The organism is Pseudomonas sp. SK3(2021), assembly GCF_016772375.1.
Lineage (GTDB): Bacteria > Pseudomonadota > Gammaproteobacteria > Pseudomonadales > Pseudomonadaceae > Aquipseudomonas > Aquipseudomonas chlororaphis_I.
In genome coordinates this window covers 6,308,583-6,324,958 of sequence record NZ_CP061943.1, presented here as the reverse complement: position 1 = coordinate 6,324,958, position 16,376 = coordinate 6,308,583, and the positions used below count along the sequence as shown (strand labels likewise).

At 63.3% G+C, this 16,376-nt stretch carries 16 protein-coding genes; 8 read left to right on the top strand and 8 right to left on the bottom strand.

Translation table 11 applies throughout. From position 1 onward, the window contains the following. Positions 1-6 precede the first annotated feature (6 nt). On the bottom strand, positions 7-1,437 hold the full coding sequence (locus IF690_RS28175) for a coniferyl aldehyde dehydrogenase (RefSeq protein ID WP_202698263.1): 1,431 nt from the start codon (positions 1,435-1,437) through the stop codon (positions 7-9). Positions 1,438-1,582: 145 nt separating this feature from the next. On the opposite strand from IF690_RS28175, the gene IF690_RS28170 reads away from it, so the two are divergent. Together IF690_RS28170 and IF690_RS28165 are read left to right on the top strand one after the other, a co-directional pair. Further along, a complete protein-coding gene (locus IF690_RS28170) occupies positions 1,583-2,254 on the top strand; it encodes a TetR/AcrR family transcriptional regulator (RefSeq protein ID WP_038575050.1) in 672 nt (223 codons plus the stop codon). 39 nt (positions 2,255-2,293) lie between these two features. After that, positions 2,294-3,154, top strand: a complete 861-nt coding sequence (locus IF690_RS28165; RefSeq protein ID WP_202698262.1) for a sulfurtransferase — start codon at positions 2,294-2,296, stop codon at positions 3,152-3,154. A gap of 31 nt (positions 3,155-3,185) precedes the next feature. Here IF690_RS28165 and IF690_RS28160 read toward each other — a convergent pair whose 3' ends face one another. The 6 genes from IF690_RS28160 to IF690_RS28135 all read right to left on the bottom strand — a co-directional run bounded on the left by IF690_RS28160 (position 3,186) and on the right by IF690_RS28135 (position 9,788). Then, entirely contained in the window at positions 3,186-4,112 is a 927-nt protein-coding gene (locus IF690_RS28160) for an IS110 family RNA-guided transposase (protein ID WP_202698261.1), read from the bottom strand. A 319-nt stretch (positions 4,113-4,431) separates the two neighbouring features. Next, positions 4,432-5,265 (bottom strand): AraC family transcriptional regulator, encoded by an 834-nt coding sequence (locus IF690_RS28155; protein WP_025807163.1) that lies wholly within the window; start codon positions 5,263-5,265, stop codon positions 4,432-4,434. Continuing rightward, the gene (locus IF690_RS28150; RefSeq protein ID WP_202698260.1) at positions 5,262-6,266 is read right to left on the bottom strand and encodes a hydrolase; all 1,005 of its coding nucleotides are present in this window, start codon (positions 6,264-6,266) and stop codon (positions 5,262-5,264) included. The genes IF690_RS28155 and IF690_RS28150 overlap by 4 nt, the downstream gene beginning before the upstream one ends. A gap of 63 nt (positions 6,267-6,329) precedes the next feature. After that, positions 6,330-6,950 (bottom strand): 16S rRNA (guanine(966)-N(2))-methyltransferase RsmD, encoded by a 621-nt coding sequence (rsmD, locus tag IF690_RS28145; RefSeq protein WP_023967979.1) that lies wholly within the window; start codon positions 6,948-6,950, stop codon positions 6,330-6,332. After that, a complete protein-coding gene (locus IF690_RS28140; RefSeq protein WP_202698259.1) occupies positions 6,950-8,440 on the bottom strand; it encodes a M16 family metallopeptidase in 1,491 nt (496 codons plus the stop codon). Before IF690_RS28140 ends, rsmD begins: the two co-directional genes overlap by 1 nt. Beyond that, positions 8,433-9,788 (bottom strand): M16 family metallopeptidase, encoded by a 1,356-nt coding sequence (locus IF690_RS28135; protein WP_202698258.1) that lies wholly within the window; start codon positions 9,786-9,788, stop codon positions 8,433-8,435. Before IF690_RS28135 ends, IF690_RS28140 begins: the two co-directional genes overlap by 8 nt. Before the next feature lie 587 nt (positions 9,789-10,375). Between IF690_RS28135 and ftsY the strand changes: the two genes are divergently transcribed. From ftsY to rpoH, 4 genes are all read left to right on the top strand, one after another. Beyond that, positions 10,376-11,926 (top strand): signal recognition particle-docking protein FtsY, encoded by a 1,551-nt coding sequence (gene ftsY / locus IF690_RS28130; protein ID WP_202698257.1) that lies wholly within the window; start codon positions 10,376-10,378, stop codon positions 11,924-11,926. Further along, the gene (ftsE, locus tag IF690_RS28125) at positions 11,923-12,594 is read left to right on the top strand and encodes a cell division ATP-binding protein FtsE (RefSeq protein WP_007921216.1); all 672 of its coding nucleotides are present in this window, start codon (positions 11,923-11,925) and stop codon (positions 12,592-12,594) included. Before ftsY ends, ftsE begins: the two co-directional genes overlap by 4 nt. After that, positions 12,591-13,613 carry a permease-like cell division protein FtsX gene (gene ftsX / locus IF690_RS28120; protein ID WP_202698256.1) on the top strand — a complete coding sequence of 341 codons (1,023 nt, stop codon included), beginning with the start codon at positions 12,591-12,593 and terminating at the stop codon, positions 13,611-13,613. Before ftsE ends, ftsX begins: the two co-directional genes overlap by 4 nt. A 115-nt stretch (positions 13,614-13,728) precedes the next feature. After that, the gene (rpoH, locus tag IF690_RS28115; RefSeq protein WP_025807175.1) at positions 13,729-14,583 is read left to right on the top strand and encodes an RNA polymerase sigma factor RpoH; all 855 of its coding nucleotides are present in this window, start codon (positions 13,729-13,731) and stop codon (positions 14,581-14,583) included. A 162-nt stretch (positions 14,584-14,745) separates the two neighbouring features. Here rpoH and mtgA read toward each other — a convergent pair whose 3' ends face one another. Further along, entirely contained in the window at positions 14,746-15,468 is a 723-nt protein-coding gene (gene mtgA / locus IF690_RS28110; protein WP_202698255.1) for a monofunctional biosynthetic peptidoglycan transglycosylase, read from the bottom strand. A 73-nt stretch (positions 15,469-15,541) separates the two neighbouring features. Between mtgA and IF690_RS28105 the strand changes: the two genes are divergently transcribed. Together IF690_RS28105 and thiS are read left to right on the top strand one after the other, a co-directional pair. After that, on the top strand, positions 15,542-15,913 hold the full coding sequence (locus IF690_RS28105) for a DUF423 domain-containing protein (RefSeq protein ID WP_202698254.1): 372 nt from the start codon (positions 15,542-15,544) through the stop codon (positions 15,911-15,913). 90 nt (positions 15,914-16,003) lie between these two features. Beyond that, positions 16,004-16,204 carry a sulfur carrier protein ThiS gene (gene thiS, locus IF690_RS28100; protein WP_007921206.1) on the top strand — a complete coding sequence of 67 codons (201 nt, stop codon included), beginning with the start codon at positions 16,004-16,006 and terminating at the stop codon, positions 16,202-16,204. Positions 16,205-16,376 lie beyond the last annotated feature (172 nt).

The window sequence follows — 16,376 nt, the reverse complement described above, 5'->3', positions numbered from 1 at the left end:
GTCTGGTTAACGGATGAACAGCTTCTGGATCAGCTTCTGGATCGGTTTGCCATAGGGCGGGTAGATCAGCCGCGCGGCATTCAGGCGCTGTTTGCTCAGCACGCCCTTGGCCTTGCTGAAGGTCAGGAAGCCTTCGTGACCGTGGTAATGGCCCATGCCTGAGTGGCCGATACCGCCGAACGGCATGTCGTCCTGGGCGACGTGCAGCAAGGTGTCGTTGAGGCAGACTCCGCCCGAGTGGGTTTCGTTGAGCACCCGCTCCTGCTCGGCCTTGTCGTAGCCGAAGTAGTAGAGCGCCAGGGGGCGAGGGCGCTGGTTGATGTAGGCAAAGGCCTGGTCCAGGCCGGTGTAGGGCACGATCGGCAGGATCGGGCCGAAGATCTCGTCCTGCATCACCGTCATGTCGTCGCTGACATTGAGCATCAGGCTGTGGCCCATGCGCCGCTCCTGGTTCTCCTCGAACAGCGGGATCAGCAGCGCGCCCTTGCTGGTGGCGTCGCTGATGTAGCTGTTCAGGCGCGCCAGTTGCCGCGGGTTGATGATCGCGGTGTAGTCGGGGTTGTCGACCAGGGTCGGGAAGAAACCCCGGACCACCTGGCGATAGGCGTCGACAAAGGCGCCGACGCGGTGTTCCGGGACCAGCACGTAGTCCGGGGCAACGCAGGTCTGGCCGGCGTTCATGGTCTTGCCGAAGGCGATGCGTTCGGCGGCGTCCTTGAGCGGCACGTCGTCGGAAACGATGGCCGGGGACTTGCCGCCCAGTTCCAGGGTCACCGGGGTCAGGTTTTCCGCCGCGGCGCGCATCACGTACTTGCCGATGCTGGTGGCGCCGGTGAACAGCAGGTGATCGAAGGGCAGTCGGGAGAAGGCCACGCCGACGTCGGCCTCGCCCAGCACCACGGCGACCAGGTCCTCGGGGAACGCCTTGGCCAGCAGGCGCTTGAGCAGCAGGCCGGTGGCGGGGGTCGATTCGCTGAGCTTGAGCAATACCCGGTTGCCGGCGGCGAGCGCGCCGACCAGCGGCCCTATGGCCAGGAACAGCGGGTAGTTCCACGGCACGATCACCCCGACCACGCCCAGCGGCTGGTAGACGACCTTGGCCGAGGCCGGTTGGAAGGCCACGCCGACTTTGCGCCTGGAAGGTCTCATCCAGCCCTTGAGGTGTTTGCTGGCGTAGTGGATGCCCTGCAGGCTGGGCATGATTTCGGCGAGCAGGGTTTCGTCGGCGCTGCGGTGGCTGAAATCTTCGCTGATGGCCTCGATCAGGGCCTGGCGCTCGCTGTCGAGCAGCTCGCGCAGGCTCTTGAGCCATTGCTGGCGCTGGGCGGCGGGCGGCATGGGGTTGGCCGCGAAGGCCTGGCGCTGGGCGGCGAACAGGCGGTGGAGCTCATCCAGCTGCTGGTGGGCTTCCGGCAAGTAGGCGATTTTGGCAGGCATGGGCGGCTCCGGCTTTTGTGGGTGGGAAATTTTTAGAGCTTATACTCTAAAGTGTCAAATGATATCCCGGGCCAGCTTTGATTTATCCCGTTGGGGATAGGTCGTAAGATGCCGGGCAACGCCTTCTCGATTAAAGCCCACGCTCATGGCCCCACGCATAAAAACCCGCGAACGCATCGTCCAGAACAGCCTGGAACTGTTCAACCAGCAAGGCGAACGCAGTGTCAGCACCAATCACATTGCCGCCCACATGGAGATTTCGCCGGGCAACCTGTATTACCACTTCCCCAACAAGCAGGCGATCATCGCCGTGCTGTTCTGCGAGTACGAAGCCCTGGTCGACAGCTTCCTGCGCCTGCCCCAGGGCCGCAGCGTGACCGTGGAGGACAAGCGCTATTACCTGCAGGAGCTGCTGGCCGCCATGTGGCGCTATCGCTTCCTGCACCGCGACCTGGAACACCTGCTCGACAGCGACGCCGAACTGGCCGCCCGTTACCGGCGTTTCTCCCAGCGCTGCCTGATCCATGGTACGGCGATCTACGAAGGTTTCGTCGAAGCCGGCATCCTGCGGATGGACAAGGTGCAGATCGAGTCCCTGACCCTCAATGCCTGGATCATCCTTACCTCCTGGGTGCGTTTTTTGTGCACCACCCGGGAAAACTCCGCGCACCTGAGCGAAGAAGCCATCAAGCGCGGTGTGTACCAGGTGCTGGTGCTGGAGGCCGGATTCGTCACCGACCACGCCCGGGAGGCGGTCGACGCACTGTATGACGAGTTTTACGTGCCCCTGGCGCAAGCCCTGGAAGAAGTGCAGTAGGATCAGGATCAAGTCATCGTTCAATTACTGGAGCCCGTCATGCCCATCGCGCAACTGATCAGTCCACAGCAATTGGCCGCTCGCCTGGAGCAGCCCGGGCTGGTGATTCTCGATTGTCGTTTTGCCCTGGAAGACCCGGATTACGGCCAGCGCAGTTATGCCGGAGGGCATCTGGCCGGCGCGCATTTTGCCGACTTGGAGCGCGATCTCAGTGGCCGGGTGGTCAAGGGCGTGACCGGGCGCCATCCGCTGCCCGAACCGGCGACGCTGATCGCGCGCCTGCAGGCCTGGGGCATCGACGCCGACAGCGACATCGTGCTTTACGACGACGGCCCAGGTGCCTATGCCGCCCGGGCCTGGTGGCTGCTGGCCTGGCTGGGCAAGCGCGACGGTGTGTTCATTCTCGATGGCGGCTTGAAAGCCTGGCACGCCGCGGGCCTGCCGTTGAGCCTGGATCCGCCGCCCCATGTTCTTGGCCATTTCACGGGCCAGCCCGACAAAAACCTGCTGCTGAGTGCCGAGCAGCTGCAAAAACGCCTCGGCCAGCCGACCCTGACCCTGACCCTGCTCGACGCCCGCGCCCAGCCACGCTTTCGCGGCGAAGTGGAGCCGATCGACCCGGTGGCCGGGCATATCCCCGGCGCGCAATGCGCGGCTTTCACCGACAACCTGGACAGCGACGGTCGTTTCCTGCCGGCCGATCAGCTCAAGAAGCGTTTTGCCGCGAAGCTGGGCGAGCGTGCGCCAACCGAACTGGTGGCGTACTGCGGCTCGGGCGTGACCGCCTGTCACAACCTGTTCGCCCTGTGCCTGGCCGGTTATCCCCTGGGCAGGCTGTATGCCGGCTCTTGGAGCGAATGGATCACCGACCCGCAGCGTGCGGTCGCCACGGGCGACTGAGCCACCCTACCCACTGTAGCAACTGTGTTTCTCACGTGACTTGCGCAGAAGCCTGGAAGGCTTCGCGCATTCGCGCGTTCAGAATTGTGATGAGCTTGCGCATGGCAGCAACCAGCGCCAGCTTCTTTGGTTTGCCCCGACCAACCAGCCCCTCGTAAAACGTTTTGAGCACCGGGTCATAGCGAACCGCACTCAAAGCCGCCATGTAGATCATCGCTCGCGGATTGGCCCGACCACCCCAGGTAATCCGTCGCCCATGGGACCTGCCGCTATCTTTGGCAAGTGGCGCTACACCGTAGAGCTTGGCAATCGCCTTGCGATTCAAGTGGCCTAGCTCAGGCATGTCACAAACAAGAGTCGAGAGAACAACAGGGCCAACACCTTTGATCGCCGAGGCCACCTTGGCCTGTACCGACCCCTTGAGCTGCTCGCTAATGTGCATGTCCAGCTCGTCTCGGTCGGCTTCCAGGCGCTGGATATTGCGTTCAAGCATTAAACGCATGGCCGGTTGCTCAGTCAGACGTCGCCGCTGCTTTTCTGCCGCCAGCATTTGCACCACTTGCTGGCGGCGGCGATGACAAGCGTGCAGAAACTGAGTTTCTTCGTTTGGGGGCTGATAGCGATTGAGCTTGAGGACGCTTGCCATATGGGCAAGGACGCAAGCATCCAGGCGGTCGGTTTTCGCCAACTGGCCTGTTGAACGAGCAAAGTCCCGAGCCTGTCGAGGATTGACTCTGACCATGGGCAAGCCAGCGGCATAGAGCGCCTTCAACGCTTGCAGCTCATAGCCACCGGTTGCTTCCAGGACCACTTGCTGAGGAGCGAATGGCGTTAGCCAAGCAATCACCTGCTGCCATCCTGCCGAATCATTGGAGGTGTGTAGTTGTGGTCCATGTTTGTCCACCTTCACATCCAAAGTGTCCTTGCTCACATCGATACCGGCGCCTATGCAACCCATGATGATCTCCTCTAGTCTTGAGACGTCGAGAGTTCTCCTCGGCAGCCCAGCCTTATCTTCGAGTGTCGGCTCGAGCAACTGTACGGGCGTAGTTGAGGAGAGATCGGCATGGAGACCTTGCTACAGCACGATCGTTTGAATCTAGGAGCTAGCGATCGTCCATGCCGACTCTCGACACCCAATCTGGCAGATCTAGAACAGATAAGGAGCGAGCTTGCTCGCGATCCAGCCTTCCAGGCGCTGCGTTCTTTCTGTTGAAGCGCGTCGTCCGGGCCATTTTTCGCGAGCAAGCTCGCTCCTACAGGAAACAGGCGTTGTTTCAGAGGAACTGGCGGGCGCTGCGATAGGCTGCCGGTCCCACGCCATAGACCTGCTTGAACTGCCGGCTCAGATGGCTCTGGTCGGCGAACCCCAATTGCGTCGCCACCTCCAGCGGCAGGCAGCCGTCGCGCAGCAGCGCCCGGGCCTGGGCGATGCGCTGTTGCATCAGCCAGGTGTGCGGCGGCATGCCGGTGGCGCGACGGAATACCCGGGCGAAATGGAACGGCGAGAGATTGACCGCCGCGGCCAGTTCTTCCAGGGACGGCGGGGCGGCCAGCTGCGCTTGCAGCAACTCCTTGGCCTGGACGATCGCCCGGTGTTCCCGTCCGGGTTCGCCCGGCGCCTTGACCCCGGCGTGACGCCGCAGCAGCAAGAGCATCATTTCCCGCCACAGGGTCTGTTGTTGCAGGGCGGTGGCCGGGCTTTCCAGTAATTGATGCAACTGGCAGAAGCCACTGACCAGATCGGGGTCGCGATACAGCGTGGCGCCGAAGGCCGGCAGGCTGTCGGTGGGCAATTCCAGCTCGCCCAGCATGGCGAGGATCTGCGCGTTGTCCGGATAAAACGCCCGGTACAACCAGCCGTCCTCGGTGCCTTTGTGGCCGGTGTGCAACTCGTCCGGGTTGATCAGCACCAGGGTGCCGCGCCCCGCCAGGTGCTCGGCGCCGCGATAACGGTAGCGCTGGGCGCCGTCCATGATCATGCCGATCACATAGCCGTCATGCACATGGGGCACGAAGCGATGCTCGATATAACGCGCGGCCAGCAACTCCACGCCGGCCAGGGGCGCGGTTTGCCAGAAGCGGATCGACTCGCCCTGGCCGCTGTTCATCGCGGCTCGCTCCCCAGGCCGGACAGCCACTGGGGAATGCGTCGTTCCAGGTAATAACCCGGAGTCTTCAGCGAGCCCTCGACAAAGCCGACGTGCCCACCCTTGGCCTGCAGCTCGAAGTGGGTGCTGCCGGACAGCTCGCGGGCTTCCGGCAGGCTGTGGGGGAACACGAATGGATCGTCCGCGGCCTGGATGATCAGGGTTTGTGTGCGGATTTCCCCAAGGAAATACCGGCTGGAGGCACGCCGGTAATAGTCCTGGGCATCGGCAAAGCCATTCAGCGGCGCGGTGACCCGGCCGTCGAAGTCCCAGAAGGTGCGCATCTTTTCCAGCGGTCCGAGCCGCTCCAGCACGGCCAGGCCCTCATGGCGCCCGTCGTGCTGGAACTGGCGCTGCTTGTCCTTGATGTAGGCGAGCATCTCGCGCATGAAATGCGCCTGGTAGACCTTGGAAAAGCCCTGGCCGATGCGGTCGGCGCACTGGTCCAGGCGAAACGGCACCGACACCGCGACGGCGCCTTGCAGTTGGCTGGCGCTACCGCTTTCCCCCAGGTGCTTGAGCAATACATTGCCGCCCAGCGAGTAGCCCACCGCGAACAGCGGGGCCAGCGGGCGCTTGCTGCGCAGGTGGTCGATGGCGGCGGCCAGGTCTTCGCTGGCGCCCGAGTGGTAGCTGCGCGGCAGCAGGTTGGGCTCGCCCGAGCAGCCGCGCCAGTTCAGCGCCGCGCTGGCCCAGCCCTGGCTCGCCAGGGCCTTTTGCAGGCCAGCCACGTAAGGCGAGTTGGAAGAACCGGTCAGGCCGTGCAGCACCAGTACCAGGGGCGCGGTGGCGGTGTGCGGGCCGTGCCAGTCGAGATCGAGAAAGTCGCCGTCGTCGAGCCACAGGCGTTCGCGCTGGCGGTCGAGGTGAGTGGTCTTGCGCCACAGCGGGCCCCACAGGGTCTGCAGGTGCGGGTTGCCGAGGCCGAAGGCGGGAATGAAGCGATCTGACGGAGTAGGCACGGTGATTCTCGTAGCAGCGGTGCGCATCCCCGGCGGGGCTGCGCACCTTTTCAGGCCAGTGGTTTAACCGGCGATCTCTGCCATACGTTGCCACAAGGCGTAGTACACCTGCCCGGATTTTTGCTCGCGGTGCAGGCGCCAGTTCGCCGGGAGGCCGAGGGTCGACGGCGCGGTTTCACTTTCGGTATAGACCCAGGCGTCGTCGGCCAGCCAGTCGCGTTCTTCCAGCAGGGCACAGGCGGCCGGCAGCAGGTTCTGATGGAACGGCGGGTCGAGGAACACCAGGTCGAAACGGCTGGCCGGCTGGGTTTCCAGATAACGCAGGGCGTCGGCGGTCTGTACCTGACCAACGGTGCAGCGCAGGGTGCCCAGGTGTTCGCGCAGGCGCGACACGGCCAAATTACTGGCATCCAGCGCCTGCCCCATGGCGGCGCCACGGGACAGGGCTTCGAGAAACAGCGCGCCGCTGCCGGCGAACAGGTCGAGCACCTTGGCCCCGGGGACATAGGGCGCCAGCCAGTTGAACAGGGTCTCGCGCACCCGGTCCGGGGTCGGGCGCAGGCCCGGTACATCGGGGAAGCTCAGACGGCGGCTGCGCCACTCGCCGCCGATGATGCGCAGTTGGCCCACACCGTTGTGCTGGTTATGGACGGGTTTCTTGCTGGGACGCGATGGGCTGGCCATTAGTGCTCCGGAACCCCGAGCGGCTGCTCGGCGGGTTTGTCAGTAGGGGCCGGCAACGGCTTTTGCGGCACGGTCGGGCCGGCGGTGACGATGACCATCTTGTCCGCGCTCAGGTGCTTGTTCAGTACGTCCCGGACCTGCTCCACGGTCAGGCTCTGGGACTGCTGCATGAAGTCTTCAAGATAGCTCAGCGGCAGGTTGTAGAAGCCGATGGCGCCCAGTTGGCCGACAATGTCGGCGTTGCTGGCGGTGGACAGCGGGAAGCTGCCGGCCAGCTCGCGCTTGGCGTCGTCGAGTTCCTTCTGGGTCGGGCCGGTCTTGAGGTAGTCGGCGAGCACATCCTGCACCAGCTTGAGGGTGCCGTCGCTCATCTCGGCGCGGGTCTGCAGGTTGATCATGAACGGGCCACGGGCCTGCATCGGGCTGAAGCCGGAATAGACGCCGTAGGTCAGGCCGCGCTTCTCGCGCACTTCGCTCATCAGCCGGGTGCCAAAACCGCCGCCGCCAAGGATCTGGTTGCCCAGGGACAGTGCGGCGTAATCCGGATCGTCACGATCGATGCCCAGTTGCGCCAGCAGCAGGCTGGTCTGGCTGGATGGGTATTCGATATGGCCGATGCTCGCCTGTGGCTCGCTCGGTTGCGGGATTTTCGCCAGCGCCGGGCCTTTGGGCAGGGCGGCGGAGATCTGCGCGGCAATCGCCTCGGCATCGCTGCGCGACAGGTCGCCCACCAGGGCGATCACCACATTGCCGGCGGCATAGGCCTTGGCGTGGAACGCCCGCAGCTGGGCCAGGCTGATCGGCGGCACGCTCTGCGCGGTGCCATCGCTGGAATGGGCATACGGATGGCTGCCGTACAGGCGGTTCATCAGTTCCAGGCTCGCCAGCTTGCCGGGGTTCTGCTTCTGGTATTCGAAGCCGGCGAGCATCTGGTTCTTGATGCGCGCCAGGGAGTCGGCCGGGAAGGTTGGCTTGCCGACGACATCGGCGAACAGTTGCAGGGCTGGCGCGCGCTTGTCCGGCGCGCTCAGGCTGCGCAGGGAAGCGATGGCCATGTCCTTGTAGGCACCGTTGCCGAAATCGGCGCCCAGGCCTTCGAAACCTTCGGCGATCGCGCCGACATCCTTGCCGGCCACGCCTTCGTTGAGCATGGCGTTGGTCAGCATCGCCAGGCCTGGCGCGTCGCCGTCCTGGCTGCTGCCGGCGGCGAACGTCAGGCGCATGTCGAACATCGGCAGCTCATGGGCTTCGACGAACAGCACCTTGGCGCCTTCGGCGGTGCTCCAGGTCTTGATGTCGAGGCTGCGGCGGCTTGGGGCCTTGCCGTCGAGTTCGGCCAGGGATTGCAGCTTCTGGCTGCTCTTGGCCTTGTCCAGCGCCTGGCTGGCGTCGGACGGGGCTGCGCGCAGCAGATAAAGGCCGGCAGCGGCGATCAGGGCCACGAGTGCCAGGCCGAGCAGGACCGGGCTGGCGCTTTTGCGCTTACTCATGAGCGGACTCCTCAGGCAATACGTGGGCAACGCTCAGGCGTTCGCGGGTGAAATAGGTACGAGCGGCCTTCTGGATGTCTTCAGGGGTCACGCTTTGCAGTTCGGCGAGTTCGCTGTCCATGAGCTTCCAGGACAGGCCGACGGTTTCCAGCTGGCCGATGGCGGTGGCCTGGCTGGTGATGGAGTCACGCTCGTAGACCAGGCCGGCGATCACCTGGGCGCGCACGCGCTCCAGTTCTTCGGCGGTCGGCGGGGTGGTTTTCAGCTCTTCGAGCAAACGCCACAACCCGGCTTCGGCCTGGGCGATGGTTTTCTTCTTCTGGCTGTTGGGCATGGCCGAAAGCAGGAACAGGCTGTCGCCGCGGGTGTAGGCGTCGAAGCTCGACGAGCCGCCGGACACCAGCTCTTCGCCGCGCTCCAGGCGGGTCGGGATGCGGGCGCTGTAGCCGCCGTCGAGCAGTGCGGCGATCAGGCGCAGGGCGTGCACCGAATGCTTGTCCTCGGCGGTGGCGATGCTCGGCACGTTGAAGGCCAGCATCACGCTCGGCAGCTGGGTCTTCACCCGCAGGGTGAGCTGCCGCTCGCCGGGCTCGGCCAGTTCCAGGGGAATCTTCGCCGCGGGCACGGCCCGCTTGGGAATGGCGCCGAAATAACGTTGGGCCAGGGTTTTGACTTCGTCCGGGGTCACGTCGCCGACCACCACCAGGGTGGCGTTGTTCGGCACATACCAGGACTCGTACCAGTGGCGCAGTTCCTCGACCTTCATCCGATTGAGGTCGGCCATCCAGCCGATGGTCGGCGTGTGGTAGCCGCTGGCCGGGTAGGCCATCGCCTTGAAGCGTTCGAAGGCCTTGGACATCGGCTTGTCGTCGGTACGCAGGCGGCGCTCTTCCTTGATCACTTCGATCTCGCGGCTGAACTCGTCCGGCGGCAGGCGCAGGCTGGCCATGCGATCGGCTTCCAGCTCGAAGGCCACGCCCAGGCGGTCACGGGCCAGCACCTGGTAATAGGCGGTGAAATCGTCGCTGGTGAAGGCGTTCTCTTCGGCGCCCAGGTCACGCAGGATCAGCGAGGCCTCGCCGGGGCCAACCTTTTCGCTGCCCTTGAACATCATGTGTTCCAGGGCGTGGGACAAGCCGGTCTGACCCGGGGTTTCGTAGCTGGAGCCGACCTTGTACCAGACCTGGGAGACCACGACCGGAGCCCGATGGTCTTCCCGGACCACGACCTTGAGGCCGTTGTCGAGGGTGAATTCGTGGGTGGGTTGTGGATCGGCAGCCAAGGCTGAAAGGGGCAGACAAACCGTACTGAGCAGCAGGCCTGCGGCGCGGCGGGCTAGAGCATTCATTCGTTTTTTAAACCTGTTGGACTGCCCGCTTGGTCTTAGCCTACGGGCGAGAGGTTGGGGCGTGTCATCAATCATTACCAGTACCGCGCCGGAGCCTGCCAGTACGCAGGGCAAGGCGCGAGCAACGCAGCCCTGCACACTGGCAGGCCCGGCCCTCCGGGTGGCGCCTGAAAACGGGCCATGCTGCGTTGCAGTCCTTGGAAAGGAAAACACATTTCCGGCGGACTGCGCCTTGCCTGGCCCGTTTTCAGGCGGCCACGCGGTACTGGTAATGATTGATGACACGCCCTAGGATACTGATCCGTTTTACTGGCGGCCACGCCTATCAGGCCTTTGCAGATCAGAGTGTGCTTGAGCAGGTTGTATGGGTTTCCGGCATGAAGCGCTGTTTTATCGACTAGACTTCGACTTTTCGCCGATTTTGCCGTTTCAGTCCTTTAGTAAAATCGATCCTTGAGATGCCATTGGGTATCTCGACAAAATGTTGCGCGTGAACAAGCCGGCGGAAACGCAGTCTGTTCTGCATTGAATATTTATTTGCCGGTGCGCCTTGATAGCGCGTCGCTACCTTGAGATAGCCGTCCTCCATGTTTGGTTCCAACGACGACAAGAAGACCCCAGCCGCGGCTGGCGAGAAGAAAGGCCTGTTCGGATGGCTGCGCAAAAAACCGCAGGAAACCGTCGTCGAACAGCCACGAGTTCCTGTCGAGCCTGCCCCGGCTCCCGCTCCTGTTATAGATCAAGCCCCGGTTGCCGAAGTCGCCGCTCCTGCGGTGTTGCCGATCGCCGAGCCGATCCCGCAGCCTGCACAACCCGCGCCAGCACCCGAAACTGCTGCCGCGGTGGAGCTGCCGCTGACCCCCGATCCCGAGCACAAGCCCTGGCTGACCCTGCCGGTGGCGGAAGAGCCAGTGGCGCTGGTAGAAGACGAACAGGCGCCGCACATCACCCCGCCGATCCCGGCCGCGACCGATGTGCAGCAGGCCGCCGAACTGTTGGTGGCCGAATTGGCCCACAGCAGCAAGCCAACTGAGGCCCAGGCGCTGATCGAAGAAGAGGACGTGCCACAGCCGGTGATCGCGGCCTTCGTGCAGCCCGAGCCTGTTCGAGCGCCGGAGCCTGCACCTGCTGTCGTTGTTCCAGTTGCTCCAGTCGCGGCGGTCGAAGCGCCCGCTGTCGCCGAGCCGCCCCGTGCCGAGGAAAACAAGGTCGGCTTCTTCGCCCGCCTCAAGCAGGGCCTGTCCAAGACCAGCGCCAGCATCGGCGAAGGCATGGCCAGCCTGTTCCTGGGCAAGAAGACCATCGACGACGAGCTGCTGGAAGATATCGAGACCCGCCTGCTGACCGCCGACGTGGGCGTGGAGGCCACCGCGGTGATCATTCGGAACCTGACCCAGAAGGTCGCGCGCAAACAGCTGACCGACGTCGATGCACTGTACAAGTCGCTGCAGGCCGAGCTGGCGAGCATGCTCAAGCCGGTGGAACAGCCGCTGCGGATCGCTTCGCAAACCAAGCCCTTCGTGATTCTGGTGGTCGGCGTCAATGGCGCCGGCAAGACCACCACCATCGGCAAGCTGGCCAAGAAGCTCCAGCTCGAAGGCAAGAAAGTCATGCTCGCCGCGGGCGACACCTTCCGCGCCGCGGCCGTGGAACAGCTGCAGGTCTGGGGCGAACGCAACAAGATCCCGGTCATCGCCCAGCACACCGGCGCCGACTCGGCCTCGGTGATCTTCGACGCCGTGCAGGCCGCCAAGGCCCGTGGCATCGATGTGCTGATCGCCGACACCGCCGGTCGCCTGCACACCAAAGACAACCTGATGGAAGAGCTGAAGAAGGTTCGCCGGGTAATCGGCAAGCTCGACGCCGACGCGCCGCACGAAGTGCTGCTGGTGCTCGACGCCGGTACCGGCCAGAACGCCATCAACCAGGCCAAGCAATTCAACCAGACGGTCGAGCTGACCGGCCTGGCCCTGACCAAGCTCGATGGCACCGCCAAGGGCGGGGTGATCTTCGCCCTGGCCAAGCAGTTCGGCCTGCCGATCCGCTACATCGGCGTCGGTGAGGGCATCGACGACCTGCGCACCTTTGAAGCCGAACCCTTTGTCCAGGCACTGTTTGCCGAGCGGGAGCGTGCATGATTCGTTTCGAACAGGTCGGTAAGCGTTACTCGAATGGCCATGTCGGCCTGCACGAGCTGAGTTTCCGGGTTCGTCGGGGCGAGTTTCTGTTCGTCACCGGTCATTCTGGCGCCGGCAAGTCCACGCTGCTGCGGTTGCTGCTGGCCATGGAGCGTCCAACCAGTGGCAAGCTGCTGTTGGCCGGTCAGGACCTGAGCACCATCAGCAATGCGCAGATTCCGTTCCTGCGGCGGCAGATCGGCGTGGTGTTCCAGAACCACCAGCTGCTGTTCGATCGCACCGTCTTCAACAACGTCGCCTTGCCGCTGCAGATCCTCGGCCTGTCCAAGGCCGAAATCGCCAAGCGCGTGGACTCGGCCCTGGAGCGCGTGGCGCTCTCGGACAAGACCGATCTCTACCCCGGCGACCTGTCCACCGGTCAGCAGCAGCGTGTCGGCATTGCCCGCGCCATCGTGCACCGCCCGGCCTTGCTGTTGGCGGATGAACCTACAGGCAACCTCGACCCGCGTCTGGCGGCGGAAATCATGGGCGTATTCGAAGATATCAACCGTCTGGGCACCAGCGTGCTGATCGCCAGCCACGACCTGGCGCTGATTGCGCGCATGCGTCATCGCATGCTGACCCTGCAACGCGGCCGATTGATCGGCGACGGGGAGGCTGGCGTATGAGTGCGACCCGCAGCCCCAAAGTGGCCGAACGCGTGGCTCCGAAAGCCCCGGATCAACCGCCGCAGAAAAAAAAGCGCGACGAAGACGACGGCCCGGATTTCAGCACCCTGCTGCATGCGTGGATCGAAAGCCACCGCGCCAGCCTGCTGGACAGCCTGCGTCGCCTGGGCAAGCAGCCGATCGGCAGCTTCTTCACCTGCCTGGTGATGGCCGTGGCCCTGAGCCTGCCGATGGGCTTGTCGTTGTTGCTCAACAACGTCGAGCGCCTGGGCGGTTCCTGGCAGCGCGCGGCGCAGATTTCCCTGTACCTGGAGCTCAACGCCAGCGCCACCGAGGGCGAAAGCCTGAGCGAGCAGATCAAGGCCATGCCGGGCGTGGCGGATGCCGAGTTCATCAGCAAGGACAAGGCCCTGGACGAGTTCCAGCAGCAGTCCGGCCTGGGCGAGGCGCTCAAGGAGTTGCCACAGAACCCGCTGCCGGGCGTGGTCCTGGTCACGCCGAACGAAGTGGACAAGGCGACCCTGGAAGCCCTGCGTCAGCGCCTGGCGGAAATGCCCAAGGTGCAGCAGGCGCAACTGGACCTGGTGTGGGTCGAGCGCCTGGCGGCGATCCTCAAGCTGGGCGACCGGTTTGTCTTTGGCCTGACGGTGTTGTTGGTTTCTGCATTACTTTTGGTGATAGGCAATACCATTCGTCTTCATATTGAAAACCGCCGCACCGAGATAGAAGTGATTAAACTCGTCGGCGGCACGGACAGTTATGTGCGGCGTCCCTTTCTTTATATGGGCGCCTTGTATGGCTTCGGTGCGGGGGTTCTGTCCTGGGGTGTTCTGGCGTTCGGCCTCGACTGGCTGAACGATGCGGTAGTGGGGCTGGCCGGCTTGTACGGCAGTGATTTCGCCCTGGCTGGCGTGCCGGTCGCCGATGGTCTATCACTCTTGCTTGGCGCGGTGTTGTTGGGGTATATCGGTGCGTGGATTGCGGTCGCCCGCCACTTGCGGGAGCTGGCGCCGAAATAGTGTCTTTTTGCTTGTATTGACCTTTTAGTATTTTTGGGAACTTGTTTTGCGGTTCCCGGTCAATTTTCAGCAGTGCTGAATAAGCACGAGTTATGTGAGTCGGAGGTTTTTTCGTATGACCACTTCTTTGCAACCTGCTTATGCCTTGGTCCCGGGTGCGAACCTGGAGGCCTATGTGCACACGGTGAACAGCATTCCATTGCTGACGCCCGAGCAGGAGCGTGAACTGGCCGAGAGTCTCTACTATGAGCAGGATCTTGAGGCGGCTCGGCAGATGGTGCTCGCCCACCTGCGTTTTGTCGTACATATCGCCCGTAGCTATTCCGGCTACGGTCTGGCCCAGGCCGACCTGATTCAGGAAGGCAATGTCGGCCTGATGAAGGCTGTAAAACGCTTCAATCCGGAAATGGGTGTGCGTCTGGTTTCGTTCGCCGTGCATTGGATCAAGGCGGAAATCCACGAGTTCATCCTGCGCAACTGGCGCATTGTGAAAGTCGCGACCACCAAGGCCCAGCGCAAGCTGTTCTTCAACCTGCGCAGCCAGAAGAAGCGCCTGGCCTGGTTGAACAACGAAGAAGTCCATCGTGTGGCGGAAAGCCTCGGTGTGGAGCCGCGCGAAGTGCGTGAGATGGAAAGCCGCCTGACCGGCCATGACATGGCCTTCGACCCAGCCGCCGAAGCGGATGACGACAGCGCCTTCCAATCGCCGGCCAACTACCTGGAAGACCACCGGTACGATCCGGCCCGTCAGCTGGAAGACGCCGACTGGACCGACAACTCCACCAGCAACCTGCACGAGGCGCTGGAAGTGCTGGACGACCGCAGCCGCGACATCCTCTACCAGCGCTGGCTGGCGGAAGAGAAAGCCACGCTGCATGACCTGGCGCAGAAGTACAACGTCTCGGCCGAGCGTATCCGTCAGCTCGAGAAGAGCGCGATGAACAAGCTCAAGTTGTCGATTTCCGCGTAATACGCCACGCAATACAAAACGCCCCGATCCGATCGGGGCGTTTTTGTTTGTGGCGTTGGGGCGGCGGTGTCTGTAAGGGCGCTATCGCGAGCAAGCTTCGCTCCTACGGGGCCGCGCATTTTTCTGTAGGAGCGAAGCTTGCTCGCGATCAGATCTTGAACGTCACTGCGCCCACAGCGCCTTGCGCGAGTCGTTCAGGCCCAGCAGATAGCTGTCGCCGCCCAACTGGCTCATCTGCCGGCGGATCCAGCCGGCCCGTTGCGCCACATAGCTGCTCGGATGGCTGGCGCTCCATACCCGAGGGTTGGGCAGGACTGCGGCCAGCAGGCTGGCCTGTTGCCGCGACAGCGAGCCCGCGCTGACGCCGAAGTGATGCCGCGCCGCGGCCTCGGCGCCAAATACGCCTTCGTCCCACTCGACGCTGTTGAGGTAGACCTCGAGAATCCGTTGCTTGGGCCAGAAAATCTCGATCAGCCCGGTGAACCAAGCCTCTAGCCCTTTACGCAGCCAGCTGCGTCCGGACCACAGGAACAGGTTCTTCGCCACCTGCTGGCTCAGGGTGCTGGCGCCACGAATCGAACCGCCGCGCTCGTTATGGGCGAAGGCGGCCTGGATCGCGCCGAAGTCGAACCCCCAGTGTTCAGGGAATTTCTGGTCTTCGCCGGCGATCACCGCCACCTTCAGATCGTCGGAGATCTCGTCCCAGGGTTTCCAGCTGCGTTGCAGGTCGATGGGTTCGCCGTCGATCCAGGATTCGATCTTGCGTTCAACCATCAAGGCCGTGCCCGGAGGCGGCACGACACGGAACACCAGCACCAGCAAAACGCTGCCGACGGCGAACCAGAGCAAGGCTTTAGAGAAACGACGGAAAAATAAACGCAGCATAGAGATGGCTTGGCCGAACCCGTTGAGCGCGCCATTATACAGGCCCGACCGACGATTCTGACTGGAGTTCCTCATGCTGCGTGGCTTTCTGATGCTGGCCGCCTTTTTCGGCTTTACCGGCGTTGCCCTGGGCGCATTCGCTGCCCATGGCCTGAAAAATCGCCTGAGTGCGGAATACCTGGCGATTTTCCATACCGGCGTCACCTATCAGCTGGTGCACACCCTGGCGCTGCTGGGCGTGGCGCTGCTGGCCACGCAGATCCCCGGCCGCCTGGTGACCTGGGCCGGCGCTTCGTTCGCCATCGGCATCCTGCTGTTTTCCGGCAGCCTCTACCTGCTGACCCTCAGCGGTTTCAGCAAGCTGGGCATCGTCACCCCCTTCGGTGGCCTGGCGTTCCTGATCGGCTGGTTGTGCCTGGGTCTTGCCGCCTGGCGGTTGAGCTGACCGGCAGGTCCATTTCGAGACGAATGGCTTGGGTCGGCCAGACTGATCGGGCTAGAATGCTGGCCCCTAAAAACGATGGCGGCATTCGGCATGCGCATTCAGTTGAACGGCGAATCCTTTGAACTGCCCGACGGCGAAACCGTTGCGGCCCTGCTGACCCGTCTGGACCTGACCGGACGCCGGATCGCGGTCGAACTCAACCTGGATATCGTCCCGCGCAGCCAGCACGCCGAGACCACCCTCAACGAGGGCGATCAGGTCGAAGTGGTACACGCCATCGGCGGCGGCTAGCCAAACACCGTGAAAACTACTGCAGGCTTCGCGCGCAATACTGCGTTAAAAACAGGCTCGGAATGCTCATTTACAACCAGTAAAAGTCGGGTGCGACTCCAACCGTTCCTCGCCTGTTTTGCCTTCGCTCGCTACGTTTTCACGGCGTTTGGTCTAATAAAGAATTCTGCAA

Coding starts and splice junctions, on each gene's coding strand:
- IF690_RS28175 (WP_202698263.1), bottom strand. CDS start 1,437: ATGCCTGCCAAAATCGCCTACTTGCCGGAAGCCCACCAGCAGCTGGAT.
- IF690_RS28170 (WP_038575050.1), top strand. CDS start 1,583: ATGGCCCCACGCATAAAAACCCGCGAACGCATCGTCCAGAACAGCCTG.
- IF690_RS28165 (WP_202698262.1), top strand. CDS start 2,294: ATGCCCATCGCGCAACTGATCAGTCCACAGCAATTGGCCGCTCGCCTG.
- IF690_RS28160 (WP_202698261.1), bottom strand. CDS start 4,112: ATGGGTTGCATAGGCGCCGGTATCGATGTGAGCAAGGACACTTTGGAT.
- IF690_RS28155 (WP_025807163.1), bottom strand. CDS start 5,265: ATGAACAGCGGCCAGGGCGAGTCGATCCGCTTCTGGCAAACCGCGCCC.
- rsmD (WP_023967979.1), bottom strand. CDS start 6,950: ATGGCCAGCCCATCGCGTCCCAGCAAGAAACCCGTCCATAACCAGCAC.
- IF690_RS28140 (WP_202698259.1), bottom strand. CDS start 8,440: ATGAGTAAGCGCAAAAGCGCCAGCCCGGTCCTGCTCGGCCTGGCACTC.
- IF690_RS28135 (WP_202698258.1), bottom strand. CDS start 9,788: ATGAATGCTCTAGCCCGCCGCGCCGCAGGCCTGCTGCTCAGTACGGTT.
- ftsY (WP_202698257.1), top strand. CDS start 10,376: ATGTTTGGTTCCAACGACGACAAGAAGACCCCAGCCGCGGCTGGCGAG.
- ftsE (WP_007921216.1), top strand. CDS start 11,923: ATGATTCGTTTCGAACAGGTCGGTAAGCGTTACTCGAATGGCCATGTC.
- ftsX (WP_202698256.1), top strand. CDS start 12,591: ATGAGTGCGACCCGCAGCCCCAAAGTGGCCGAACGCGTGGCTCCGAAA.
- rpoH (WP_025807175.1), top strand. CDS start 13,729: ATGACCACTTCTTTGCAACCTGCTTATGCCTTGGTCCCGGGTGCGAAC.
- mtgA (WP_202698255.1), bottom strand. CDS start 15,468: ATGCTGCGTTTATTTTTCCGTCGTTTCTCTAAAGCCTTGCTCTGGTTC.
- IF690_RS28105 (WP_202698254.1), top strand. CDS start 15,542: ATGCTGCGTGGCTTTCTGATGCTGGCCGCCTTTTTCGGCTTTACCGGC.
- thiS (WP_007921206.1), top strand. CDS start 16,004: ATGCGCATTCAGTTGAACGGCGAATCCTTTGAACTGCCCGACGGCGAA.